Here is a 23350-nt window from a genome sequence, read left to right on the forward strand (position 1 = left end):
TCTCCAGGCCGGGTCAGGCGAAGCCGCCACCCGGCAACATGACCAGCACGGCGTCTGATATATCGCCCGGCGGCGCTGTTGCTTGCCGGGCCTACGTGACGTGAGCCTGCGGGTGACTCGCCAGGCCGGATAAGCGCAGCGCCATCAGGCAACAAAAGCCCCGCAGGTACGTACATCGTGGCAGGCAGCGCGCGGGCTCAGGCCGTTAAACCAGGGTACCGTAAATCGTCAGCAACGCCATAATCACCACTACCACCAGCGAAGTCTTCTTAGCCATCGATACCGCAGCCTTCGGCGTCGCTACTTTATCCACGTGCGGCTCACGGGCCAGGGAATACTGCGCCAGGCGGGTCAACACCTGATACTGCGACGAATGGCGGTCGCCCAGCGAAGCAAACCACGCCGGGAGCGCTTTTTCACCATGGCCCACCAGGGCATAGACCACCCCCACCAGACGCACCGGCAGCCAGTCCACAATATGCAGGATACCATCGATCCCGGACTGCAACCGGTGGTGCGGCGTCTGGTAGCGCGCCAGCCATGTCTGCCAGGCGCGCAGTACGCTGTAGGCGATAAGCGTCAGCGGGCCCCAGGCGCCCCCCACGACAAACCAGAAAAGCGGCGCCAGATAGTATCGATAGTTAATCCACAGCAGCGCATTTTGCAGTTCGCTAAGGTACTCACGCTCATCACAGCCCGGCGGCACGCCGTGAATCAGCGTCAGCTCGCTGGCCATGGCATCGCAGGCGCGACTGTCATTGCGCGACGCCGCTTTCAGATAGGCATGGTAGTGCAGCCGAACTTTGCCGGCGCCAATGCATAGCAGGCCCAGTAAAATCCAGAACACCAGCAGCGGTATGTTAAACAGCTGCCCCTGCAGCAGACGCTGAATGATATACACGACCGCGACGGCCACCAGCGTCATCAGCAGCGTGCCCGGTAACGAGAAATGTTTTATCCGGCGAAACACCACCTCCAGCCGATGATCAAGCTGCCAGTGTTCGCCCAGCTTAAACAGCCGTTCGGCGATAAGCACCAACAGCGTCGTAAACAGCGTCATGAGGTCTCCTTTTCTGACGGGGCGCTGAGCAGCGCACGGTATTTTATCCAGTCAAAGGCCGGTCCTGGATCGGTTTTCCGCACGGGCGCGATATCGCTGTGGCCCGCAATGTTTTCGGCGATAGCCGGATAAAGCGCGATCAGCAGATCCGTCACCGCCGCCAGCTGCCGGTACTGCGCGTCGGTATACGCCAGAGTATCGGTGCCTTCCAGCTCTATGCCGATGGAAAAGTCATTGCAGCGTTCGCGTCCCTGATAACAGGAGACGCCCGCATGCCACGCCCGCTTATCGAAAGGCACATACTGCACGATTTCGCCATCACGGCGAATCAGACAATGCGCCGAAACGCGCAGATGAGCAATCTCGGCAAAGAAAGGATGCGCGTGCGGATCCAGGGTACCAGTGAACAGCGCATCAATCCACGGACCACCAAATTCCCCCGGTGGCAGGCTAATGTTATGCACCACCAGTAAGGAAGGGGTCTCTTCATCCGGACGGCAGTCATGGTGCGGCGAGGGAACCCGACGCGCGCCGACCAACCACCCCTCGTTCAACTGCATGCGGGATCTCCTTTCGCGAACTCATGCTTCCGGGCCACACGCCGGCCCAAAGGATGAAGTGTGTATGGTACTGAAACGTCGTTCAGGTTAGCATGTTTCCCACTTCTGAATCTTATCTATCTGGAGCTTTATCATGTCGCCTCGTCGTTACAACCCCGACCGCCGCCGTGACGTGCTGCTGGAACGTATTAATCTCGATATTACCGATGCTGTCGCACACTCCCTGCGGGAAGATCTGGGCGGCGAAGTCGACGCCAACAACGATATTAGCGCGCAATTATTGCCGCAGGATGCACGCTCCCATGCGGTGGTCATTACTCGTGAAGATGGCGTCTTCTGTGGCAAACGCTGGGTGGAAGAGGTCTTTATTCAGCTCGCCGGTGACGACGTGAATATCACCTGGCACGTGGCCGACGGCGATGCGGTCAAAGCCGACCAGCCGCTGTTCGAATTGGAAGGCCCGTCGCGTATTCTGCTCACCGGCGAACGCACGGCGCTGAACTTTGTGCAAACCCTCTCCGGCGTCGCCAGCGTCGTCCGTCGCTATGTCGACCTGCTCGCCGGCACCAAAACCCAACTGCTGGATACGCGCAAAACGCTGCCAGGGCTGCGTACCGCGCTGAAATACGCGGTACTCTGCGGCGGCGGCGCCAACCATCGACTGGGCCTGTTCGACGCGTTCCTGATTAAAGAAAACCACATTATCGCCTCCGGATCGATCCGTCAGGCAGTGGAAAAGGCGTTCTGGCTGCATCCTGATGTGCCGGTAGAAGTGGAAGTGGAAACCCTGGATGAACTGGAGCAGGCGTTAAAAGCCGGGGCCGATATCATTATGCTCGATAACTTCACCACCGACCTGATGCGCGAGGCGGTGAAAATTACCGCAGGCCAGGCGGCGCTGGAGGTCTCCGGCAACGTTACCTTTGACACCATCCGCGAATTCGCCGATACCGGCGTCGACTATATTTCCGTCGGCGCCCTGACCAAACATGTACAGGCGCTCGACCTGTCGATGCGCTTCCGCTGAGCAACAGGCCTTCACGCTTCCGGGCGTGAAGGCCTGAATTTGCGGCCCGCCTCGCAGTCGCCCGTGCTCACCATGAAATCCAGATAAAAACCCTGGAACCCGCTTTCCCGGATCGTTTTCGCCCCCTCGCCTGCGCCCCTCAATCCCTTCACAGTGCTCCTGTCACAACAAGGAGCGACTTATGGATAAACAACGAGGTTTTACCCTGATTGAACTGATGGTGGTTATCGGAATCATCGCCATTCTTAGCGCCATCGGCATCCCGGCCTACCAGAACTACCTGCGTAAAGCCGCCCTCACCGACCTGCTGCAGACCTTTGTCCCTTACCGGACAGCCATCGAACTTTGCGCGCTCGATCATGGCGGCCTAACGCCATGCGACGGCGGCAGCAACGGCATTCCCTCGCCGACAACCACGCGCTACCTCTCCGCCATGAGCGTGGCCAAAGGGGTCGTCACCCTCACCGGTCAGGAGAGTCTGAACGGACTGGGGGTCACCCTGACGCCGACCTGGGACAATGCCGAGGGCGTCACCGGCTGGCAGCGCGTCTGCACCATCACCGGCAATAGCGCGCTTCAGCAGGCTTGCGAAGACGTTTTCCGGGTGAAGTGAGGGCGAATGCATGAAAACAGAACAGCTGATCCCTCTCTGCCGTCGCTACCACGCCATGCTGCTGCATAGCGATGAACAGACAATCTCTATTGCGGTGGTTAATACCCCGCCGGCGGAGTTGATGGAGGCGCTACGCTTCGCGACGCAAAAGCGGATCGACATTGAATGCTGGAGCCAGGAGCAGATGGATAAGCGTCTGCAGGCCCAGGAAAAGCAGGCGCAACTGGCGCAGAACGACGGGCCGGAAAATATCGCCGAACGGGTCAACCAGATCCTCGAACAGGCCCTGCGTCAGCGGGCGTCTGATATTCATATCGAGCCCACGGAAACGCACTTACGCATCCGCCTGCGGGTCGATGGCGTCCTTCACGCCCTACCGTTGCTGGCTCCCGAACTGGCCGCACCGGTTATCGCGCGACTCAAGGTCCTGGCCAGTCTCGATATCGCCGAGCACCGTTTACCGCAGGATGGCCAGTTCGCGCTGAATCTTGCGGGACGACCGCTCTCTTTTCGCATCGCCACTCTGCCCTGCCGCTATGGCGAAAAGATTGTCCTGCGCCTTCTGCATCAGGTTGACCAGGCGCTGGATCTGGAAGCACTCGGACTCTCATCCTCCCAGCTGGCGGCCTTTCGCCAGGCGCTGAACCAGCCGCAGGGTCTGCTGCTGGTCACCGGCCCAACCGGAAGCGGGAAAACGGTGACCCTCTACAGCGCTCTGCAGGCCAGAAACCGTGAGCAAGTGAATATCTGTAGCGTGGAGGATCCACTGGAGATCCCCATCGCCGGGATGAACCAGACGCAAATCAATCCCCGCGCCGGACTCACTTTTCACAGTGTGCTGCGCGCCCTGTTACGCCAGGATCCGGATATTGTCATGGTGGGCGAGATCCGCGATGCCGAGACCGCTGAAATCGCGCTCAAAGCCGCCCAGACCGGTCATCTGGTGCTCTCCACCCTGCACACCAATTCCACCAGCGAAACCCTGACCCGCCTGCAGCAAATGGGCATCGCCCGCTGGATGATTTCCTCTGCGCTCTCGCTGGTCATCGCCCAGCGTCTGGTCCGCAAGCTGTGTCCCCACTGTCGGCGTAATGCCGGCAGCGCCGCCGACCTGCCGCACAGCCTGTGGCCCCGCCCGCTGCCACGCTGGCAGGCAGCGGGCTGCGAACATTGTTACCACGGATATTACGGCCGGCTGGCGCTGTTCGAAGTGCTGCCTGTTACCCCCGGGCTACGCCAGGGGATAGTCCAGGGACTTAACGCCATTGAGATTGAATCTCTAGCGCGAGCCGCAGGGATGATGACGCTTTTTGAAAGCGGCTGTCAGGCTATCGAACAAGGATTGACCAGCCTCGAAGAGGTGGTGCGGGTGCTGGGGATCCCCCATGGCGACTAAGCGTCTCTGGCGCTGGCGCGGTATCGATGTGCAGGGCGCCCCTTGTCAGGGGATGCTATGGCAAACCAAGCGTCTGGAGGTCCTGCAGCACCTCCAACAGCAGCGAGTTATACCGCTGGCCGTACGCCGCTGTGCGGTGAAGCAGAGCCTCTGGCACCCGCGCTACAGTTGCGAAACGATCCGCCAGCTGGCGACCCTGCTGCAGGCCGGCCTGCCGCTGGCGGAAGGGTTATCGCTGCTGGCGCAGCAGCAGTCGCATGCCCAGTGGCAGGCGCTGCTTGAGGCGCTAGGCCGCGAGCTGGCCCAGGGCGTGGCGTTCTCTGCCGCGCTGGCGCAGTGGCCCCAGGCTTTTCCGCCACTATATCTGGCGATGATTAGCACCGGCGAACTGACGGGCAAGCTCGATATCTGCTGCCTGCAGTTGGCGAATCAGCAGCAGAAGCAGCAGCGGCTCGCCAGCAAAGTCAAAAAAGCGCTGCGCTACCCGCTGATCGTGCTCTCTCTGGCGCTGTTGGTGGTGCTGGGGATGCTCTATTTTGTCCTGCCCGAGTTCACCGCCATCTACCAGACGTTCAGTACGCCGCTACCGCTATTGACGCGGATGGTCGTTGCGGCAGGCGACATGCTAAGTCGCGGCTGGCCGCTGCTGCTGGCCTCGCTGCTGAGCCCGCTGCTGCTCAACCAGCTGATCCGGCGGCGCAGCGACTGGTTGCTGCGCCGCCAGCGGTTGCTTAACGCGCTCCCTCTCATTGGCTCCCTGATCGGCGGACAACAGCTGAGCCTGATCTTCACCATCCTGGCGTTAACCCAAAGCGCCGGTATTAGCTTTCTGCAGGGGCTGCAAAGCGTTGAAGAGTCCCTGTCGTGCCCGCTATGGCGCCAGCGTCTGGCGCAGGCCCGCGCGCTGATCGTTCAGGGGGAGCCGATTTGGCAGGCGTTAAGCCGCTGCGGCGGTTTTACACCGCTGTGCCTGCAGCTCATCCGCACGGGGGAAAGCGCGGGAGCGCTGGATCAGATGCTGGAAAACCTGGCGCATCACCATCGCGAGCAAACCTATCAGCGAGCCGATAGTCTGGCTGCGCATCTTGAACCCATGATGCTGGTGATAACCGGCTCGCTGGTCGGGATTCTGGTGGTGGCAATGTATTTGCCCGTTTTTCACCTGGGCGATGCCATTGGCGGGGCGGGAGGATGAGAAACACTGGCGCCGCGCAGGCGCCAGTGCAGCCGATTACAGGCTATTGAATACCCGGTTCTCTTGTTCCTGAACGCGGATAAAGGTCGTACGCTTGGTCAGCTCTTTCAGACGCGAGGCGCCAACGTAGGTGCAGGCAGAACGCAGACCGCCGAGAATATCACGTGCGGTATTCTCCACTGGTCCACGCAAAGGCAGCTTAACGGTTTTGCCTTCCGCCGCGCGGTATTTCGCGACACCGCCCACATGGCGGGTCATCGCCGACTCGGAGCTCATGCCGTAGAACAGCATGAATTTCTCTCCGTTCTCTTCAACGATGGTTCCGCCGCTCTCTTCATGGCCCGCCAGCATGCCGCCAAGCATCACGAAATCAGCGCCGCCGCCGAAGGCTTTCGCCACATCGCCCGGCATGGTGCAACCGCCGTCGCTGATGATCTGGCCGCCAAGGCCGTGCGCCGCATCGGCACACTCAATCACGGCGGAGAGCTGCGGATAGCCGACCCCGGTCTTAACGCGGGTGGTGCAGACGGATCCCGGGCCGATGCCAACTTTGACGATATCGGCGCCGGAGAGGATCAGCTCTTCGCACATTTCACCGGTGACCACGTTCCCGGCGATGATAGTTTTTTGCGGCCAGGCTTCGCGCGCCTTCGCCACGAACTGTACAAAGTGCTCGGAGTAGCCGTTGGCGACGTCGATACACACAAAATTCAGCTGTGGGTTCTGAGAGAGGATCTGCTGGGTTTTTTCGAAATCCGCATCGGACGTGCCGGTGGAAACCATCACATGCTTGAGTACGTCTGCGGATGCGCCCTGGGTAAACGCCAGCCATTCTTCAGCGGTGTAGTGCTTATGTACCGCGGTCAGAATACCAAAAGTGGCCAGCGCTTTAGCCATGCTGAAGGTGCCGACGGTATCCATGTTAGCCGCAATAATCGGCACGCCGGACCAGGTCAGGCCTGAATGTTTAAAGGTGAATTCACGTTCCAGCTCAACATCAGAACGGCTTTTGAGGGTAGAGCGTTTCGGGCGGATAAGAACGTCTTTGAAACCAAGCTTCAGATCTTCTTCAATACGCATGTGCGAATTCCTGGGGTTAATGGCATGAATGTGAGAGCACAACTCCAGTGACGTTATCATACGCGCGAATCAGGCCCGCGCAAGACTGCGATTTTCACTTTTTTTACGCTACAATCGTATAAATTTACCTGGTGAATGGAGAAAAAGGCGCCTATGCCTTCCCCTGCCGGAGTATTGTTTTTAACCATTTGATTTGCTTGATTAAAACAAACAGTATAGCGGACGGCGATCCCGGTTGGCGCGGGGCCCTCACGACATGCTCACTGTCGCCTCCCCGGCGCGCTGCCAGTCATCGCTGTCTGCCTGCAAAAAATACGAGCAATCCGTTTCAGGGTCAGAAGATATGGGGTACACAGTCGCGTTAACAGGCGGGATCGGCAGCGGTAAAAGTACGGTCGCCGACGCCTTCGCGCAGCTTGGGGTTAAGGTTATCGATGCCGATGTTATCGCCCGTCAGGTGGTCGAGCCCGGTACCCCGGCGCTCCAGGCCATTGTCGGCCACTTTGGACCACAGATGATTGCCCCCGACGGCACGCTGAACCGCCGCCTGCTGCGGGAAAAAATTTTTGCTCACGTGGAGGAAAAAGCCTGGCTCAATGCGCTGTTGCACCCGCTGATTCAGCAGGAAACGCGCCGCCAGATGCAGGCCGCCACCTCCCCTTATCTCCTCTGGGTCGTACCTTTGCTGGTCGAAAACCGCCTGTCCGGCCAGGCCGATCGCGTACTGGTCGTCGATGTGCCGAAAGAGACGCAAATCGAACGCACCATGATGCGCGATAAGGTCAGCCGCGAACATGCTGAACATATTCTTGCCGCCCAGGCCACGCGCCAGCAGCGCCTGGCCGTCGCGGACGATGTTATTGAAAACACTGGCACGCCGGATGCAGTGGCATCGGATGTTGCCCGCCTGCACGAAAAGTATTTAACGCTGGCATCGCAGGCCGCCTCACAGGAAAACTCGTAATGCATACCCCCGTTCTGTTTGAACATCCTCTTAATGAGAAAATGCGCACCTGGCTGCGCATCGAATTTCTGATCCAGCAGATGGCTTTCCATCCGCAGATTGCCAGCCATGCCGATGCGCTCCATTTTTTCCGTAACGCCGGCGATCTGCTGGATGTCCTGGAGCGCGGCGAGGTGCGCACTGACCTGGTTAAAGAGCTGGAACGCCAGCAGCGTAAGCTCCAGTCATGGGCAGAAGTGCCGGGCGTCGATCAGGAGCGCATAAACGAGCTGCGCCACCAGTTGAAGCAGTCCTCCAGCACCCTGATGGCCGCGCCGCGCATTGGTCAGTTTCTGCGTGAAGATCGCCTGATTGCGCTGGTGCGTCAGCGCCTGAGTATTCCTGGCGGCTGCTGCAGCTTCGATTTACCGACCCTGCATATCTGGCTCCATATGCCACAGGCGCATCGCGACGAGCAGGTAGCCAGCTGGCTTGCCAGCCTCGATCCGCTGGTCCAGTCCCTGAGCCTGATCCTCGATCTTATCCGCAACTCCGCGCTGTTCCGCAAACAGACCAGCCTCAACGGCTTTTATCAGGATAATGGCGAAGATGCCGATCTGCTGCGCCTGCGTCTCGATCTGGCTCACCAGCTTTATCCGCAAATTTCCGGCCATAAGAGCCGTTTCGCCATCCGTTTCCTGGCGCTGGACAGTGAATATGGGATCGTGCCGGAGCGCTTTGATTTTGAACTGGCCTGCTGTTAAGGAGATAACATGTCAGAAGAGACTATCGTCAACTGCCCGACCTGCGGCAAAACTGTGGTGTGGGGCGAGCAGAGTCCGTTTCGTCCGTTCTGTAGCAAGCGCTGCCAACTGATCGATCTGGGAGAATGGGCTGCGGAAGAGAAGCGCATCCCCAGCGCGGGGGATCTCTCCGATAGCGATGACTGGAGCGAGCAGCAACCCTGATTTGATGGCAAGCTAACCCGGCGCCTGGCGGGTTAGCCTCGCGACCCGGGGCTCAGCCCTGGGCGATAAGTTTGCTGATAACCGGTTCATTCGCCGGAGGAAACGCCGCCGGATCCAACGTTGGTCCCGCCATCCACCGACCCGGCTGCCCTTCTTTACCCCACGGCTCGCCTTGCCAACTTTCCACGAGGAAAAACCACAGCGTAATATGGCGATCGGGGAACTGATACTCCAGCTTATCAAAGAGCGAAGAGGTGGTGACCGTAATCCCAACTTCCTCCTGCAGTTCGCGGATTAGCGCCTGCTCAGGCGTCTCATCAGATTCAATCTTCCCGCCCGGGAACTCCAGCTTATTCGCCATATGGGCATCGGCGGCGCGCTGGGTAATAAAGATTTCGCCTTGCGGATTGCGAATTATCCCGACGGCGATTTGCAGTTTTTTCATTGAATGCGCTCCATAAAAAAGGCGCAGAACTCTGCGCCTTTGTTTGTTTTATCAGACCTTAGCTCAGACGGCCGTGGCACTGTTTGTACTTTTTGCCGGAGCCGCACGGGCACGGATCGTTACGGCCCACTTTACGTTCGCCGGTTTGCGCCGCCAGATCCTGGGCTGCGGCTTCATCATCGCTCTGATGGCTGAGCTGCTGCATCTGCGCCAGGCGCTCGGCCTCTTCACGACGCTGCTGTTCCATCGCCTCGACTTCTTCCGGCATCCGCACCTGGACTTTGCTCAGGGTGCTGATCACTTCATACTTCAGTGACTCCAGCATCGCGGCAAACATTGAGAACGATTCGCGCTTGTACTCCTGCTTCGGATCTTTCTGCGCATAGCCGCGCAGGTGGATACCCTGGCGCAGGTAATCCATCGCCGCCAGGTGCTCTTTCCACAGCGAATCCAGAGTCTGCAGCATCACGCCTTTCTCGAAGTGGCGCATCATCTCGGCGCCGACCACTTCTTCTTTACGCTGGTAGGTTTCTACCGCGCTCTGCAGAATACGTTCGCGCAGGGTCTCTTCATGCAGCTCCGGCTCTTTATCCAGCCACTCTTTGATTGGCAGGTCGAGGTCGAAGTCGTTTTTCAGACGCTCCTGCAGACCTTCGATATCCCACATCTCCTCCAGCGACTGCGGCGGAATATGGGCATCGATCGTCGCCTTAAAGACGTCTTCGCGGATGCTGTTGATGGTTTCGCTGACGTCAGACACGTCCAGCAGCTCGTTACGCTGGGTGTAGATCGCCCGGCGCTGGTCGTTGGCCACATCATCATATTCCAGCAGCTGCTTACGGATATCGAAGTTACGGCTTTCCACTTTACGCTGGGCGTTGGCGATCGCCTTGGTGACCCACGGGTGCTCAATCGCCTCACCTGGTTTCATTCCCAGTTTACGCATCATGCCAGACACGCGATCGGAGGCGAAGATACGCATCAGGGCATCTTCCATTGACAGGTAGAAGCGGGAAGAACCGGCATCCCCCTGACGACCAGCACGGCCGCGCAGCTGGTTATCGATACGGCGAGATTCATGACGCTCGGTACCGATGATGTGCAGACCGCCTGCGGCCAGTACCGCATCGTGGCGTACCTGCCAGTCGGCTTTGATTTTCTCAATCTGCTCTGGCGTTGGGTTTTCCAGCGCAGCGACTTCCGCCTGCCAGCTACCGCCGAGCATAATATCGGTACCACGACCCGCCATGTTGGTGGCGATGGTCACCGCGGAAGGGTAGCCCGCCTGGGCGACGATATCCGCCTCGCTGGCGTGGAATTTGGCGTTCAGGACGTTGTGCTTGATGCCGGCTTTAGTCAGTTCGCGGGAAACCACTTCAGATTTTTCGATCGAGATAGTCCCCACCAGCACCGGCTGACCGGCAGCGGTACGAGTTTTGATATCTTCGATAATTGCCTGAATTTTTTCCGCTTCGGTCATATAGACCAGATCCGCCATGTCTTTACGGATCATCGGACGGTTGGTCGGTACAACCACGGTATCCAGCTTATAGATAGAGCTGAATTCAAAGGCTTCGGTATCGGCTGTACCGGTCATCCCCGCCAGCTTCTCGTACAGACGGAAGTAGTTCTGGAAGGTGATAGAGGCCAGAGTCTGGTTCTCGTTTTGGATCTCCACGCCCTCTTTGGCCTCAACGGCCTGGTGCAGACCATCGGACCAGCGGCGGCCCTGCATCGTACGGCCAGTGTGCTCATCGACGATGATAACTTCGCCATCTTTGACAATGTAGTCAACGTCGCGGGTGAACAGCGCATGGGCGCGCAGCGCGGCGGTAACGTGGTGCATCAGCATAATGTTGGTTGGAGAGTACAGGGACTCACCTTCATCCATAATGCCTTCCTGTACCAGCAGCTCTTCAATCAGCACCAGACCACGTTCGGTCAGGTTAACCTGACGCGCTTTTTCATCCACCGAGAAGTGGCCTTCGCCAGTGAAAGTATCCGAATCCTCTTTTTCCTGGCGGATCAGATGCGGGATGATTTTGTTTACCTTGCGGTACATTTCAGAGCTGTCTTCCGCCGGGCCGGAAATGATCAGCGGCGTACGCGCCTCATCGATCAGGATGGAGTCCACCTCATCCACCAGCGCATAGTGCAGTTTACGCTGAACGCGCTCTTCCGGGCTGAAGGCCATGTTGTCGCGCAGGTAGTCGAAGCCGTATTCGTTGTTGGTGCCATAGGTGATATCGGCAGCGTAAGCTTCACGCTTCGCCGGCGCCGGCAGGCCGGACATGTTGATGCCAACTGTCATGCCCAGGAATTCAAACAGCGGGCGGTTATTTTCGGCGTCACGCTGGGCCAGATAGTCGTTGACGGTCACTACGTGAACGCCTTTGCCGGTTAGCGCGTTGAGGTACGCCGGCAGGGTCGCGGTCAGGGTTTTACCTTCACCGGTACGCATCTCGGCGATGCAGCGATCGTTAAGCACCATACCGCCCAGCAGCTGGACGTCGAAGTGGCGCATGCCGAATACGCGCTTACTGGCTTCGCGAACGACGGCGAAAGCTTCAGGGATCAGGCTTTCCAGCGTTTCGCCTTTTTCCAGGCGCGCGCGGAATTCAGCGGTTTTCGCTTTCAGCTCGTCATCAGAGAGTTTTTCCATCGCCGGTTCCATGCCGTTGATGATATTGACGACTTTGCGCATACGACGCAGCGTACGGTCGTTACGGCTGCCGAAAACCTTGGTTAACATTTTGATAAGCATAATAAAATCTCAAACGCCCCGCGGTGCGGAGTCACAAAAAATAGGATGGTCCGTGGTTATTTTCAGCTGAGACGTTGAGGCCCTGCGCGGATCCCCGCCACCTGGCTTATCCAGGCGCTGACGCGGAAGGCAGAATATGAAGAAGGGATGTAACCCGCCTGGCGGATCACTACCGGCGGCGTGCTGTCCTGCGTCAGCAGCGCGCTGAGGGTGTCGAGCAGCGCCAGATGCTGAGCCTGCAGCGGGGAAGTTTCTTCCGCCACCGGCAGCGCCTGCGGCGCCATGGCGAAGGAGAGATGACGAATAACGGTGCGAATGGCGTGCTGATGCCAGTAGTCGACGGTAAAGCTGGGCCGGCGATTCGTCTCCAGAAGCGCCAGCTGAGAGAAATTAACCTTGCTCGGATTGTGATTGCTGGCGGTCGCCTTCGCTGGCGCCGCGGTCTCGTGACCGTTGCTTAGCGCAGGCAGGCCGAGGCTGGCCGCGACCATCCCCAACAGGAGATGCGGCCAAAAATACCGTCTGCCAAACTGTCGCCAGCGCGTCAGCAATCCACTCACGTTCATTACCTTTCTTTGCTAGACCCGTCGTCGTTCAGGCTGTCTCTTTATTGATGTTTTTCGCAGGACAACCTGATGTCCACGGGGTAAAGCAATCCTGAGAAATAATTTTGCGCTCAAATACTAACATTAATACCGGCCTGAGGCAGCATGAATGAAGGCGATTGCCCGGCGAAAACGCTTAATAAAGCAGCGAACGCACGCTAATTATTATCCAGGGATCGCAGCGAAAATAACTGGAGGGTGCTATAAAAGAAAAACGACTGGCTCCCTGGTCGGAGAGAGTACCAGGTTACCAGTCGAATTTACTGAATGGTCAGGCTTACGCCAGAACCATCGACGGTGCGCGGAACGCCATTGGCAGTTTTGCGTCGTCTTCGAAGGTCACATACTCCCAGGCTTCCTGTTTTGCCAGAACCGCCTGCAGCAGTTTGTTGTTCAACGCGTGACCCGATTTGTACGCCGTGAATGCGCCGATAATGTTGTGACCACACATAAACAGGTCACCGATCGCATCCAGCATTTTGTGGCGAACAAATTCGTCTTCAAAGCGCAGACCGTCTTCGTTCAGTACGCGATAATCGTCAACAACGATGGCACAATCGAAGCTGCCGCCCAGGCACAGGCCGCGGGACTGCAGATATTCGATATCGCGCATAAAACCGAAGGTACGCGCACGGCTAATCTGACGCATGAACGCATCGGCCGAGAAGTTCAGCGTATAGCGCTGGGTGCTGGCATCAATCGCTGGATGGTTAAAATCGATGGTGAAGTCCAGCGAAAAACCATTGTACGGTTTGAATTCAGCCCATTTGTCGCCATCTTCAACGCGAACCGTCTCTTTGATACGTACAAATTTCTTGGCGCAGTTCAGTTCATCAATGCCGGCGTCCAGCAACAGATAAACGAACGGAGCCGCACTGCCGTCCATAATCGGGATTTCCGGCGCATCGACTTCAACAATAATGTTGTCGATACCCAGGCCAGCCAATGCGGCGTTCAGGTGTTCAACCGTAGAAATCCGCACGTCATGCTCATTAACCAGGCAAGTACAGAGCATGGTATCACGCACAGATTTGGCATCAGCCGGAAAATCTACCGGTGGATTCAAGTCGGTGCGACGATAGATGACCCCGGTATTTGCCGGCGCAGGGCGTAACGTCAGAGTGACTTTCTTGCCGGTATGCAAACCGACGCCAGTCGCCTGAACGATACGTTTAAGAGTCCTTTGTTTGATCATCGTATAATCTCGCCAATTTACCTATCCAACCGAAGTGTACACCACTATCGGGAGGCCAGTTTAGCACAAAGAGCGCAGATGCCCAACTTCCAGTCGATTCTTAATCGGCTTGCTTACGCAGGAAGGCTGGGATATCCAGATAATCCGGCTCTTTCGCGGTTTGCGGCGTATTGTCGTTCACCACTTTGGCTGCCGGCTTCTGCTCTTGCGTCAGCGGCGACATACCATGCTGCTGGTAACGATCCATCACCGGCTGCTGAACCTGCTTGTTGGTTACCAGGGTGATTTCCGGACGCTTATCCATGCCAATACCGGTCGCCACTACGGTCACGCGCAGCTCGTCGTTCATATCCGGGTCCAGAGAGGTACCGATAACCACGGTCGCATTATCCGAGGCAAAAGCACGGATGGTGTTACCCACAGTTTCGAACTCGTCCAGACGCAGGTCGAAGCCCGCAGTAATGTTGACCAGCACGCCGCGCGCGCCTGACAGGTCGATATCTTCCAGCAGCGGAGAAGAGATAGCCATTTCAGCCGCTTCTTCCGCACGGTCTTCACCGCTCGCCACCCCGGAACCCATCATCGCGTAGCCCATTTCAGACATCACGGTACGGACGTCCGCGAAGTCGACGTTCATCAGACCCGGACGGGTGATCAGTTCGGCGATACCCTGCACCGCGCCTTTCAGGACGTCGTTTGCCGCGCCGAATGCGTCGAGCAGGGAAATTCCACGACCCAGGACCTTCAGCAGCTTGTCGTTCGGGATGGTGATCAGTGAGTCAACGTGCTTGGACAGCTCGGTGATCCCCTGCTCAGCGAACGCCATGCGCTTCTTACCTTCAAAATTAAACGGCTTAGTGACCACCGCAACGGTGAGGATCCCCAGATCCTTCGCCACTTCCGCGACTACGGGCGCCGCGCCGGTACCGGTACCGCCGCCCATGCCTGCCGCGATGAACACCATGTCTGCGCCATCAAGGGCTGCGCGCAGCGCTTCACGGTCTTCATCAGCCGCGTTACGGCCGACTTCCGGGTTCGCGCCCGCGCCCAGACCTTTGGTAATACCGCTACCGATCTGGATAGTCTGGCCAACCGCCGTCTTACGCAGCGCCTGCGCATCGGTATTTACCGCGAAGAATTCAACACCCTCAATGCGCTCGCGCACCATGTGTTCAACGGCGTTACCGCCGCCGCCACCGACGCCGATGACTTTAATCACCGCGTCGTTGGTCAGTTCCATAGGTTCAAACATAGTTTCTCTCCGTCTTGTGCCTGTCGCCTGAGAACGCTAATTGTCTGCGTTCTCTTAAAAAATTAAAACTCTTTTCGCAGCCAGCTGTTGAGTCGCTTAATCCACGAGCCCACTGAGGCCGTCACGCGTTTTTCTACTTCCGCTTCACCACTGAGATGTGACTCTTTTCCGTAGTGCAGCAGCCCCACCGCCGTTGAATAATACGGCTCCTGGGCATAGTCGGTTAAACCGGTGATGTTCAGCGGCGCGCCAATGCGCACCTGAGTATGGAACACGCGCTGCGCACAGGCCGCCAGACCTTCAATTTGCGCCGCGCCGCCGGTTAACACAATCCCCGCCGCCAGATGATGTTTAACACCCTGCTGGCGGAGCTGTTCCTGCAGCTGCAGGATCTCTTCATTGACCAGGTTAAGCAGCTCGGTATAGCGCGGTTCAATCACCTCTGCCAACGTCTGACGCTGCAGGCTACGCGGAGGACGTCCACCAACGCTCGGTACTTCGACGTTTTCGTCTTTACCGACGATGGAACCCAATGCGCATCCGTGACGAACCTTGATGGCTTCGGCATCGCTCGGCGGCGTACCGAAGGCATAGGCGATATCGCTGGTCACCACGTTACCGGCATACGGGATCACTTTGGTGTGACGCAATGCGCCGCCGGTGTAGACGGCGATATCCATTGTACCACCGCCGATATCCACAACGCAGACGCCCAGCTCACGTTCGTCTTCTGTTAATACCGAATAACTGGCCGCTAACCCGGCGAAAATAAGTTGGTCAACTTTCAGACCACAACGTTCCACTGCTTTAACAATGTTTTTTGCCATATCGTTATGGCAGGTGATCAGATGCACCTTCGCCTGCATACGCACGCCGGACAGCCCTACCGGGTTTTTAATCCCTTCCTGGTAGTCGATAGCATATTCCTGCGGAATCACGTGCAGGACACGATGTTCATCGCGAACGCGAACCGACTTCGCGGTGTGGACCACGTTCTCGACGTCGTCCTGCGTCACTTCTTCTTCCGAAATCGGTACCATCCCGATTTCATTCTGACAGCTTATATGTTTACCCGAAAGTGCCAAATAAACTGATGAAATCTGGCAATCCGCCATCAGTTCGGCCTGGTCGATGGCGCGCTGTACGCATTTCACCACCGACTCGAGGTCGTTCACACCGCCTTTATCCATACCACGCGATGGGCAACTGCCCACGCCGATGATATTGATCATGCCGTCGGGCAGAACTTCCCCTACTAAAGCGGCCACCTTGGCGGTGCCAATCTCCAGTCCAACTACCAGTTTTCTGTCCGTCGCCTTGATCATTGTTGTTCTGCCTGTGCCTGATTCTGTTGTTGATTAGTTTCCTCTGCGGGAGCAGGTACCCAGCCCACTGCCGCACCCGAGTCATAACGCAAATCAACGTAGCTAATCCGTTTGCCGTCGGTCTGCGCCTGCTGCTGAAGAACCGGGTAGAGTTCCATAAAGCGCTGAAGCCGTTTCATGGTATCGCCACGGCCAAGGTTGAGCTTGATGTCATTATTAAGCGTCAACTGCCAGGAGCGACGGGCGGTCATCGCCGCCACTTTCAACGTGAATTTATCCTTTGCCAGCACCTGCCCCATGTCACGATACCCCTGCAGCACTTCGTTCTCGCTGCCTTCGGGGCCGTATAACATCGGTAAATTCTGTTTGCTGGTGCGATCCGCCGGCACGCTGAAGGCATTTCCTTCTGCATCCACCATATGTTGATCATTCCAGCGCGCAATCGGCACATATTCAACCAGATGAATCTTCAATTCATCGGGCCACTGCTTTCGGACACTCGCCTGCTTAATCCACGGCAGACGTTCAATCTGGCTCTGGATGATGTTCACATCCTGAGTCATAAAGGTACCCGGCGAACCCAGCGCCAGGATCGCCTGACGGATGTCATCGTTGCGCGTATAGTGGCGCTCGCCGGTCACCACCATCTTCGACAGCGGTAAGCGCTGCGCATCTTCCATCCAGCCAAGAACCATCCACCCGCTGACCAGCACGGTAAACAGCACCGCCAGCAGGAAAACGATCCCTGCCAGCCGCGTTCCATTACTCCGACGCGAAGAAGAAGCCTCTTCTTCATGGTTCCGCGTATTCAGCGCAGCCTGCGACATATCACCCCGCCAGGTCCAGAATTCGTACAACAAGCTGGGAGAAGCTCATTCCTGCCTGACGCGCCGCCATTGGCACAAGGCTATGGCTGGTCATGCCCGGGGAAGTATTCGCTTCCAGCAGATAAAACTGGCCATCGCTGTCCAGCATCACGTCAATACGGCCCCAGCCTTTGCAACCCAGAACATTCCAGGCTTTAAGCACCAGGTTCTGAATAGCTGACTCACGCGCGGGATCTTCAAATCCTGGGCAGAAATATTGCGTCTCATCAGAGAGATATTTCGCCTCATAATCATAGAAGGTTCCCGCGGCCTGGATACGTATTGACGGTAAAATTTCTTCACCGACTATGGCGACGGTAAATTCCGGTCCACTGAGCCATTTTTCGACCAAAACTTCATCATCATGCTGAAAAGCCAATGCCAATGCACTTGCTAAATCACAACTTTCGCTGACTTTCGACATCCCGACGCTGGAGCCTTCACGGCTCGGCTTGATGATGACCGGCAGACCCAGCGCCGCAATTTGCTGTTCGACGTCAGTAGACAGCCCGGCGGCAAACTGGGCGCGGGTCAGCGCCACCCACGGCGCGACCGGTAATCCGGCACCCTGCCACAGCCACTTGCTGCGCAGTTTATCCATTGAAATCGCCGAAGCCATCACGCCGCTGCCGGTATAAGGCAGCTGGATTAACTCCAGCAGCCCCTGCAGAGTGCCATCTTCCCCGCCGCGGCCGTGGAGGGCAATAAACGCTTTCTTAAAGCCCTGCTTTTTTAGCTGGGTAATATCAACATCGCGCGGGTCGACCGGATGGGCGTCCACCCCGCCTTCACGCAGCCCGGCCAGCACCGCCGCACCTGAATTCAGCGACACTTCACGTTCAGCGGAGGTTCCACCGAAAAGCACCGCGATTTTATCAGCCATGGCGCTCCTCCTCCGTTTTTTGCGGGATCAGTTTGATTTCAGCCAGGTGGCGGGCGATTTTACCGATGTTACCGGCGCCCTGCACCAGTACTAAATCGTTGCCGGTCAGGACTGACGCCAGCATCTCCGCGGCCTGGGCCGAATCGGGCACCAGGATCGGATCCACTTTCCCGCGACCGCGAATGGTACGGCACAGCGAGCGGCTGTCGGCGCCCGGGATCGGCGCTTCGCCCGCCGGATAGACGTCCAGCATCAGCAGGGCATCCACCTGGGTCAGCACGTTGGCAAAATCATCATACAGATCGCGGGTACGGGTATAACGGTGCGGCTGGAATACCATCACCAGGTTTTTATCCGGCCAGCCGGCGCGCGCTGCTTTAATGGTGGCGTCCACTTCCGTCGGGTGGTGACCGTAATCATCGATCAGCATCGCGCTGCCCGGTTTGCCGTTGACTTCGGCCAGCGGAAACTCGCCAAGAAAATCAAAGCGGCGTCCTGTTCCCTGGAAGCTCTCCAGTGCGCGCAGAATAGCCCGATCGTCAATCCCCTCTTCCGTCGCCACGGCGACGGCCGCCGCCGCGTTCAGCGCGTTATGGCGTCCCGGGGCATTGAGCGTCACCTGCAGGATCGCTTTATCCTGGCGCACCAGGCGGAAATGCCCCTGCGCCCCAACCTGACGATAGTCCTCGACGCGTACGTCGGCGTCGTCGCTAAAACCGTAGGTGGTGATCTGCCGGCCAACGCGCGGCAACAGTTCCCGGATCACCGGATCGTCCACGCACATCACCGCGCGTCCGTAGAACGGCAGGTTGTGCAGGAAGTTGATAAAGGTCTGCTTCAGATTCTCGAAGTCGCCATGGTAGGTATCCATGTGATCGGCTTCGATGTTGGTGACAATGGCCACCATCGGCTGCAGATGCAGAAACGACGCGTCGCTCTCATCCGCTTCCGCGATCAGGTAACGGCTATGGCCAAGGCGGGCATGTACGCCCGCCGCTTTTACCAGCCCGCCGTTGACAAAGGTCGGGTCCAGCCCGGCCTCGGCGTAAATGCTGGATACCATCGCGGTGGTGGTGGTTTTGCCGTGGGTCCCGGCAATGGCGATCCCGTGGCGAAAGCGCATCAGCTCCGCCAGCATTTCGGCACGACGGATCACCGGGATACGCGCCTCATGCGCGGCAACGATTTCCGGGTTATCTGCCGAAATCGCGCTGGAAACGACAACCACGCTGGCATCACGCACGTTTTCCGGGCGATGGTTGAAATAAATGGTGGCGCCAAGCTGCGACAGCTGCTGGGTCACCGGATTCGGCGCCAGGTCGGAGCCGCTGATCTGGTAACCTTCGTTAGCCAACACTTCGGCAATACCGCCCATACCGGCACCGCCGATGCCGACAAAGTGAATGTGCCGAACGCGACGCATCTCGGGCACTATGGAACGCAGTTTTGCCAAATCTTGTGTATTCATTCTTTACGCCATCAACTTCTGTATTCGGGCGGTGAAAATCACCGCAATTAGCGCGCCAAAGCTACGGCGCTGACCTCTTCTGCTACCCGCTCGGTAGCGTCCGGAATCGAAGCGCCACGCGCTCGTTCCGCCATATCCAGCAAGGTTTCCCGATCCCAGCTCGCCAGGGTAGAGGCAACCGCTTCTACCGTGAACTCAGGCTGTTCAAGAATTTTCGCCGCGCCGGCTTTCTCAAGCGGCAGCGCATTCCAGTACTGCTGACGATCTTTGTGCTGGAACGGGACAAACAGCGCTGGTAAACCTGCGGCCGCGATTTCGCTAACCGTCAGCGCGCCGGAACGGCAAACCACAACATCTGCCCAGGCATACGCCGCGGCCATGTCATCAATAAATTCCGTCACTTTATGCTGCGGCTGTCCGGCGGCGGCATAGGCCTGCTGCACGGTTTGCTGGCCGCCTTTGCCGCTTTGATGCCAGATGGTCACCGTAGCGCCGAGCTTCGCCGCCACCTGCGGCATCGTCTGGTTCAGGACGCGCGCGCCCTGAGAGCCACCGACCACCAGCACGCGAATCGGCCCCTGACGGCCAACCAGACGCTGACCTGGCAGCGGCAGCGCCAGTACATCGGTGCGCACCGGGTTCCCAACAACGTCCGCATGCGGGAACGCGCCGGGAAACGCCTGCATCACTTTCTTCGCAATCTTCGCCAGCCACTTGTTAGTCAGGCCGGCAATGCCGTTTTGCTCGTGGAGGACCACCGGGATCCCCAGCGACCACGCCGCCAGACCGCCAGGCCCGGAAACATAGCCGCCCATACCCAGCACCACGTCCGGCTGGAAACGCTTCATGATCGCCCGCGCCTGACGCCAGGCGTTAAAGATACGCACCGGCGCCAGTAGCTGCGCTTTGATACCTTTGCCACGCAGGCCGGAGATGCGGATAAAATCAATTTCGATGCCGTTTTTCGGCACTAAATCCGCTTCCATACGATCGGCGGTACCCAGCCAGCGAACCTGCCAGCCCTGGTCCATTAAATGGTGCGCGACCGCCAGTCCCGGGAACACATGCCCGCCGGTACCGCCCGCCATCACCATCAACCGCTTTTCCTGACCGCTCATCGCACACCCCGTGTAAACGCCTGGGCTTTTTCCAGACGCGTTTCATAATCAATTCGCAACAACAACATAATGGCCGTCGACATAATCAACAGACTGGAACCACCATAACTGATCAGCGGCAGCGTCAGACCTTTCGTCGGCAGCATTCCCGCCGCCGCGCCGACGTTAACTAACGCCTGGAAGCTAAACCAGATACCAATCGCACAGGCGAGGAAGCCGGAAAAGCGATGATCGATCTCCAGCGCTTTACGGCCAATCGACATGGCGCGGAAAGCGACGAAGAATACCATTAAAAGCGCCAGTACCACACCGATATAACCGAGTTCTTCGCCGATAATGGCGAAGATAAAGTCAGTGTGCGCTTCCGGTAAATACTCCAGTTTTTGCACCGAGTTGCCGAGGCCCTGCCCCCACATCTCGCCGCGGCCAAAAGCCATCAGCGACTGGGTCAGCTGGTAGCCGCTGCCGAACGGGTCTTCCCACGGGTTCCAGAAGGAGGTCACGCGGCGAATACGGTATGGTTCGGCGAGGATCAGCAGGACCACCGCCGAAATACCCATGCCGATAATGGCGATGAACTGCCACAGCTTCGCGCCGGCGAGAAACAGCATCGCCAGCGTGGTGACGAACAGGACCACCACGGTACCGAGGTCAGGCTGCGCCAGCAGCAGGATGGCCAGTACGAAAATCACGCCCATCGGTTTTAAGAAGCCGCGCAGGTTGTTACGCACTTCGTCGGCTTTACGCACCAGATAGTTGGCGATGTAGCAGAACAGCGACAGCTTGGTGAACTCCGCCGGCTGAATACGCAGCGGACCAAGGGCTATCCAGCGCGATGCGCCGTTTACCGAGCTGCCTACTACCAGTACGATCAGCAGCATGACGATCGAGGCGATCAGCATCGCGGTACTGTGGCGCTGCCAGAAATCCATCGGCAGACGTAGCGTAATCATCGCCAGCGCGAAGGCCAGCACAATGTACAGGCCGTCACGCTTGGCGAAGAGGAAAGGATCGTTCGCCAGGCGCTGTCCGACCGGCATCGACGCCGAGGTCACCATAATAAAGCCGATCGCCGCCAGGCCGAAGGTCAGCCATAGCAGCATCCGGTCATACATCACCAGACTGTCGTTATCTTTCGGGCGCGAGCCCATCACCCAGCCTTTCAGCGCAGCGAATAGCCAGGCGAAAATAAACATCCCCGGCAATCGCGGCAGTCTCAGCCGAGGCAGGCTCAGCTGCGGCATTCTCAGGCGTGGGAGAGAGAAACGCATCAACCTAACTCCTTCGCCAGACGGGCAAACATCTCGCCCCGTTGTTCAAAGTTCTTAAACTGATCCAGGCTGGCGCAGGCCGGCGACAGGAGCACCATGTCCCCCGCTTTCACCAGGGGAGCAATCTGACGCATCGCCTGTTCCATAGTCTCAGTTTGTACCGCCACCTCAGGACGCAGCTCAGCGAGCTCGGCGCCATCGCGACCAAAGCAGTACAGGCGAATACGATCGCCGCCGAGGTAGCGCTTCAGCGGGGTAAAATCAGCGGACTTGCCGTCGCCGCCCAGCAGCAGATAGAGCGTGCCGTCCAGCTGCAGGCCGTTCAGCGCCGCCTCAGTGCTGCCAACGTTGGTCGCCTTCGAGTCGTTAATCCAGCGTACGCCGTTGTGTTCCAGCACCAACTGGAAACGGTGCGCCAGACCGGTAAAGGTGGTCAGCGCCTTCAGGCTGCTGGCCCGCGGCAGACCTGCGGCATCGGCCAGCGCCAGCGCCGCCAGGGCGTTGCTGTAGTTATGCTGACCGGTGAGAGGCATCTCTTTCACATTGAGGACTTTCTCACCTTTAACGCGCAGCCAGGTTTCGCCCTGCTGGCGGTTAAGGTGGTAGTCACCGACATCGACGCCAAAGCTAATGCAGCGTTCGTCCGCCCCGCGTACCGGCATGGTGAGCGCATCGTCCGCGTTCACCACGCAGGTCTTCGCATTCTCGTAAATCCGCAGCTTCGCCGCGCGATACTGCTGCAGCCCCAGCGGGTAGCGGTCCATATGGTCCTCAGTCACGTTGAGGATGGTTGCCGCCACCGCCTGCAGGCTGGAGGTGGTTTCCAGCTGGAAGCTGGAGAGCTCCAGCACATACAGCTCTCGATCGGTGTCCAGCAGCATCAGCGCCGGCAGGCCGATATTGCCGCCCACGCCGACGTTAACTCCAGCGGCTTTCGCCATCTCGCCCACCAGGGTAGTAACAGTGCTTTTGCCGTTAGAACCGGTAATGGCGATAATCGGCGCCTGCGCTTCGCGGCAGAACAGTTCGATATCGCCAACGATCTCTACGCCAGCGTCGGCCGCTGCGCTGAGCGAAGGATGGGCCAGCGCAATCCCCGGACTGGCGACAATCAGGTCCGCCGCCAGCAGCCAGGTATCATTGAGTCCGCCGACATGGCATTCGACCGATTCGGGTAATTTATCCAGCCCCGGAGGCGCGACGCGGGTGTCCATCACGCGCGGGGTTACGCCGCGCGCCATGAAAAAGTCCACGCATGACAGGCCGGTCATGCCCAGCCCAATAATGACGACTTTTTTACCCTGATAATCTGCCAT

Annotated in this window: 22 protein-coding genes; 7 read left to right on the forward strand and 15 right to left on the reverse strand. The window is 58.2% G+C overall.

What is annotated here, in order from left to right; all coding sequences use genetic code 11:
* Nucleotides 1-205: 205 nt before the first annotated feature.
* Together ampE and ampD are read right to left on the reverse strand one after the other, a co-directional pair.
* Nucleotides 206-1060, reverse strand: a complete 855-nt coding sequence (gene ampE / locus AB1E37_RS21150; protein WP_002888694.1) for a beta-lactamase regulator AmpE — start codon at nt 1058-1060, stop codon at nt 206-208.
* On the reverse strand, nt 1057-1620 hold the full coding sequence (ampD, locus tag AB1E37_RS21155) for a 1,6-anhydro-N-acetylmuramyl-L-alanine amidase AmpD (RefSeq protein ID WP_002888692.1): 564 nt from the start codon (nt 1618-1620) through the stop codon (nt 1057-1059). The genes ampE and ampD overlap by 4 nt, the downstream gene beginning before the upstream one ends.
* Nucleotides 1621-1753: 133 nt before the next feature.
* Here ampD and nadC point away from each other — a divergent pair, with 133 nt between their 5' ends.
* From nadC to hofC, 4 genes are all read left to right on the forward strand, one after another.
* Entirely contained in the window at nt 1754-2647 is an 894-nt protein-coding gene (gene nadC, locus AB1E37_RS21160; RefSeq protein ID WP_002888684.1) for a carboxylating nicotinate-nucleotide diphosphorylase, read from the forward strand.
* Between the two features lie 181 nt (nt 2648-2828).
* Nucleotides 2829-3260, forward strand: a complete 432-nt coding sequence (ppdD, locus tag AB1E37_RS21165; RefSeq protein WP_002888683.1) for a prepilin peptidase-dependent pilin — start codon at nt 2829-2831, stop codon at nt 3258-3260.
* 10 nt (nt 3261-3270) lie between these two features.
* Nucleotides 3271-4656, forward strand: coding sequence for a type II secretion system protein GspE (gene gspE / locus AB1E37_RS21170; protein ID WP_004145935.1), 1386 nt, complete (start codon nt 3271-3273; stop codon nt 4654-4656).
* Entirely contained in the window at nt 4646-5851 is a 1206-nt protein-coding gene (gene hofC, locus AB1E37_RS21175) for a protein transport protein HofC (RefSeq protein WP_004222670.1), read from the forward strand. The genes gspE and hofC overlap by 11 nt, the downstream gene beginning before the upstream one ends.
* Before the next feature lie 36 nt (nt 5852-5887).
* On the opposite strand, the gene AB1E37_RS21180 is transcribed toward hofC, so the two are convergent.
* Entirely contained in the window at nt 5888-6931 is a 1044-nt protein-coding gene (locus AB1E37_RS21180) for a GMP reductase (RefSeq protein WP_004145938.1), read from the reverse strand.
* 343 nt (nt 6932-7274) lie between these two features.
* Here AB1E37_RS21180 and coaE point away from each other — a divergent pair, with 343 nt between their 5' ends.
* From coaE to yacG, 3 genes are read left to right on the forward strand one after another with little or no spacing between them, the layout of a single operon-like run.
* Nucleotides 7275-7895, forward strand: a complete 621-nt coding sequence (gene coaE / locus AB1E37_RS21185) for a dephospho-CoA kinase (RefSeq protein ID WP_004222669.1) — start codon at nt 7275-7277, stop codon at nt 7893-7895.
* The gene (gene zapD, locus AB1E37_RS21190; protein ID WP_002888645.1) at nt 7895-8638 is read left to right on the forward strand and encodes a cell division protein ZapD; all 744 of its coding nucleotides are present in this window, start codon (nt 7895-7897) and stop codon (nt 8636-8638) included. Before coaE ends, zapD begins: the two co-directional genes overlap by 1 nt.
* Nucleotides 8639-8647: 9 nt before the next feature.
* Nucleotides 8648-8842 carry a DNA gyrase inhibitor YacG gene (gene yacG / locus AB1E37_RS21195; protein WP_002888644.1) on the forward strand — a complete coding sequence of 65 codons (195 nt, stop codon included), beginning with the start codon at nt 8648-8650 and terminating at the stop codon, nt 8840-8842.
* Between the two features lie 52 nt (nt 8843-8894).
* Here the strand turns inward: yacG and mutT are convergent, their stop codons facing one another.
* From mutT to murD, 12 genes are all read right to left on the reverse strand, one after another.
* On the reverse strand, nt 8895-9287 hold the full coding sequence (gene mutT / locus AB1E37_RS21200) for an 8-oxo-dGTP diphosphatase MutT (RefSeq protein ID WP_004145942.1): 393 nt from the start codon (nt 9285-9287) through the stop codon (nt 8895-8897).
* Between the two features lie 58 nt (nt 9288-9345).
* Nucleotides 9346-12051: a preprotein translocase subunit SecA gene (gene secA / locus AB1E37_RS21205; RefSeq protein ID WP_002888638.1), complete on the reverse strand. Its 2706-nt coding sequence runs from the start codon at nt 12049-12051 to the stop codon at nt 9346-9348.
* 62 nt (nt 12052-12113) lie between these two features.
* Nucleotides 12114-12611 carry a secA translation cis-regulator SecM gene (gene secM / locus AB1E37_RS21210; protein WP_002888635.1) on the reverse strand — a complete coding sequence of 166 codons (498 nt, stop codon included), beginning with the start codon at nt 12609-12611 and terminating at the stop codon, nt 12114-12116.
* A 322-nt stretch (nt 12612-12933) separates the two neighbouring features.
* The gene (lpxC, locus tag AB1E37_RS21215; RefSeq protein ID WP_002888632.1) at nt 12934-13851 is read right to left on the reverse strand and encodes a UDP-3-O-acyl-N-acetylglucosamine deacetylase; all 918 of its coding nucleotides are present in this window, start codon (nt 13849-13851) and stop codon (nt 12934-12936) included.
* A 100-nt stretch (nt 13852-13951) separates the two neighbouring features.
* The gene (gene ftsZ, locus AB1E37_RS21220) at nt 13952-15103 is read right to left on the reverse strand and encodes a cell division protein FtsZ (protein ID WP_002888628.1); all 1152 of its coding nucleotides are present in this window, start codon (nt 15101-15103) and stop codon (nt 13952-13954) included.
* Between the two features lie 62 nt (nt 15104-15165).
* The gene (gene ftsA / locus AB1E37_RS21225) at nt 15166-16428 is read right to left on the reverse strand and encodes a cell division protein FtsA (protein WP_002888625.1); all 1263 of its coding nucleotides are present in this window, start codon (nt 16426-16428) and stop codon (nt 15166-15168) included.
* Complete coding sequence (ftsQ, locus tag AB1E37_RS21230; RefSeq protein ID WP_002888624.1) at nt 16425-17255, reverse strand: cell division protein FtsQ; 831 nt, start codon at nt 17253-17255, stop codon at nt 16425-16427. The genes ftsA and ftsQ overlap by 4 nt, the downstream gene beginning before the upstream one ends.
* A gap of 1 nt (nt 17256) precedes the next feature.
* Entirely contained in the window at nt 17257-18177 is a 921-nt protein-coding gene (locus AB1E37_RS21235; RefSeq protein WP_002888623.1) for a D-alanine--D-alanine ligase, read from the reverse strand.
* On the reverse strand, nt 18170-19645 hold the full coding sequence (gene murC, locus AB1E37_RS21240) for a UDP-N-acetylmuramate--L-alanine ligase (RefSeq protein WP_004145947.1): 1476 nt from the start codon (nt 19643-19645) through the stop codon (nt 18170-18172). The genes AB1E37_RS21235 and murC overlap by 8 nt, the downstream gene beginning before the upstream one ends.
* Nucleotides 19646-19692: 47 nt before the next feature.
* Complete coding sequence (murG, locus tag AB1E37_RS21245; protein WP_002888566.1) at nt 19693-20763, reverse strand: undecaprenyldiphospho-muramoylpentapeptide beta-N-acetylglucosaminyltransferase; 1071 nt, start codon at nt 20761-20763, stop codon at nt 19693-19695.
* Entirely contained in the window at nt 20760-22034 is a 1275-nt protein-coding gene (ftsW, locus tag AB1E37_RS21250; protein ID WP_002888565.1) for a cell division protein FtsW, read from the reverse strand. Before ftsW ends, murG begins: the two co-directional genes overlap by 4 nt.
* Nucleotides 22034-23350, reverse strand: coding sequence for a UDP-N-acetylmuramoyl-L-alanine--D-glutamate ligase (gene murD / locus AB1E37_RS21255; protein WP_004147075.1), 1317 nt, complete (start codon nt 23348-23350; stop codon nt 22034-22036). The genes ftsW and murD overlap by 1 nt, the downstream gene beginning before the upstream one ends.

This window comes from Klebsiella sp. Shm-1 (assembly GCF_040804525.1).
Taxonomy (GTDB): domain Bacteria; phylum Pseudomonadota; class Gammaproteobacteria; order Enterobacterales; family Enterobacteriaceae; genus Klebsiella; species Klebsiella pneumoniae.

Bases quoted from the DNA above. Each gene is read 5' to 3' on its own strand.
- ampE (WP_002888694.1), bottom strand. From the start codon at position 1,060: ATGACGCTGTTTACGACGCTGTTGGTGCTTATCGCCGAACGGCTGTTT.
- ampD (WP_002888692.1), bottom strand. From the start codon at position 1,620: ATGCAGTTGAACGAGGGGTGGTTGGTCGGCGCGCGTCGGGTTCCCTCG.
- nadC (WP_002888684.1), top strand. From the start codon at position 1,754: ATGTCGCCTCGTCGTTACAACCCCGACCGCCGCCGTGACGTGCTGCTG.
- ppdD (WP_002888683.1), top strand. From the start codon at position 2,829: ATGGATAAACAACGAGGTTTTACCCTGATTGAACTGATGGTGGTTATC.
- gspE (WP_004145935.1), top strand. From the start codon at position 3,271: ATGAAAACAGAACAGCTGATCCCTCTCTGCCGTCGCTACCACGCCATG.
- hofC (WP_004222670.1), top strand. From the start codon at position 4,646: ATGGCGACTAAGCGTCTCTGGCGCTGGCGCGGTATCGATGTGCAGGGC.
- AB1E37_RS21180 (WP_004145938.1), bottom strand. From the start codon at position 6,931: ATGCGTATTGAAGAAGATCTGAAGCTTGGTTTCAAAGACGTTCTTATC.
- coaE (WP_004222669.1), top strand. From the start codon at position 7,275: ATGGGGTACACAGTCGCGTTAACAGGCGGGATCGGCAGCGGTAAAAGT.
- zapD (WP_002888645.1), top strand. From the start codon at position 7,895: ATGCATACCCCCGTTCTGTTTGAACATCCTCTTAATGAGAAAATGCGC.
- yacG (WP_002888644.1), top strand. From the start codon at position 8,648: ATGTCAGAAGAGACTATCGTCAACTGCCCGACCTGCGGCAAAACTGTG.
- mutT (WP_004145942.1), bottom strand. From the start codon at position 9,287: ATGAAAAAACTGCAAATCGCCGTCGGGATAATTCGCAATCCGCAAGGC.
- secA (WP_002888638.1), bottom strand. From the start codon at position 12,051: ATGCTTATCAAAATGTTAACCAAGGTTTTCGGCAGCCGTAACGACCGT.
- lpxC (WP_002888632.1), bottom strand. From the start codon at position 13,851: ATGATCAAACAAAGGACTCTTAAACGTATCGTTCAGGCGACTGGCGTC.
- ftsZ (WP_002888628.1), bottom strand. From the start codon at position 15,103: ATGTTTGAACCTATGGAACTGACCAACGACGCGGTGATTAAAGTCATC.
- ftsA (WP_002888625.1), bottom strand. From the start codon at position 16,428: ATGATCAAGGCGACGGACAGAAAACTGGTAGTTGGACTGGAGATTGGC.
- ftsQ (WP_002888624.1), bottom strand. From the start codon at position 17,255: ATGTCGCAGGCTGCGCTGAATACGCGGAACCATGAAGAAGAGGCTTCT.
- AB1E37_RS21235 (WP_002888623.1), bottom strand. From the start codon at position 18,177: ATGGCTGATAAAATCGCGGTGCTTTTCGGTGGAACCTCCGCTGAACGT.
- murC (WP_004145947.1), bottom strand. From the start codon at position 19,645: ATGAATACACAAGATTTGGCAAAACTGCGTTCCATAGTGCCCGAGATG.
- murG (WP_002888566.1), bottom strand. From the start codon at position 20,763: ATGAGCGGTCAGGAAAAGCGGTTGATGGTGATGGCGGGCGGTACCGGC.
- ftsW (WP_002888565.1), bottom strand. From the start codon at position 22,034: ATGCGTTTCTCTCTCCCACGCCTGAGAATGCCGCAGCTGAGCCTGCCT.
- murD (WP_004147075.1), bottom strand. From the start codon at position 23,350: ATGGCAGATTATCAGGGTAAAAAAGTCGTCATTATTGGGCTGGGCATG.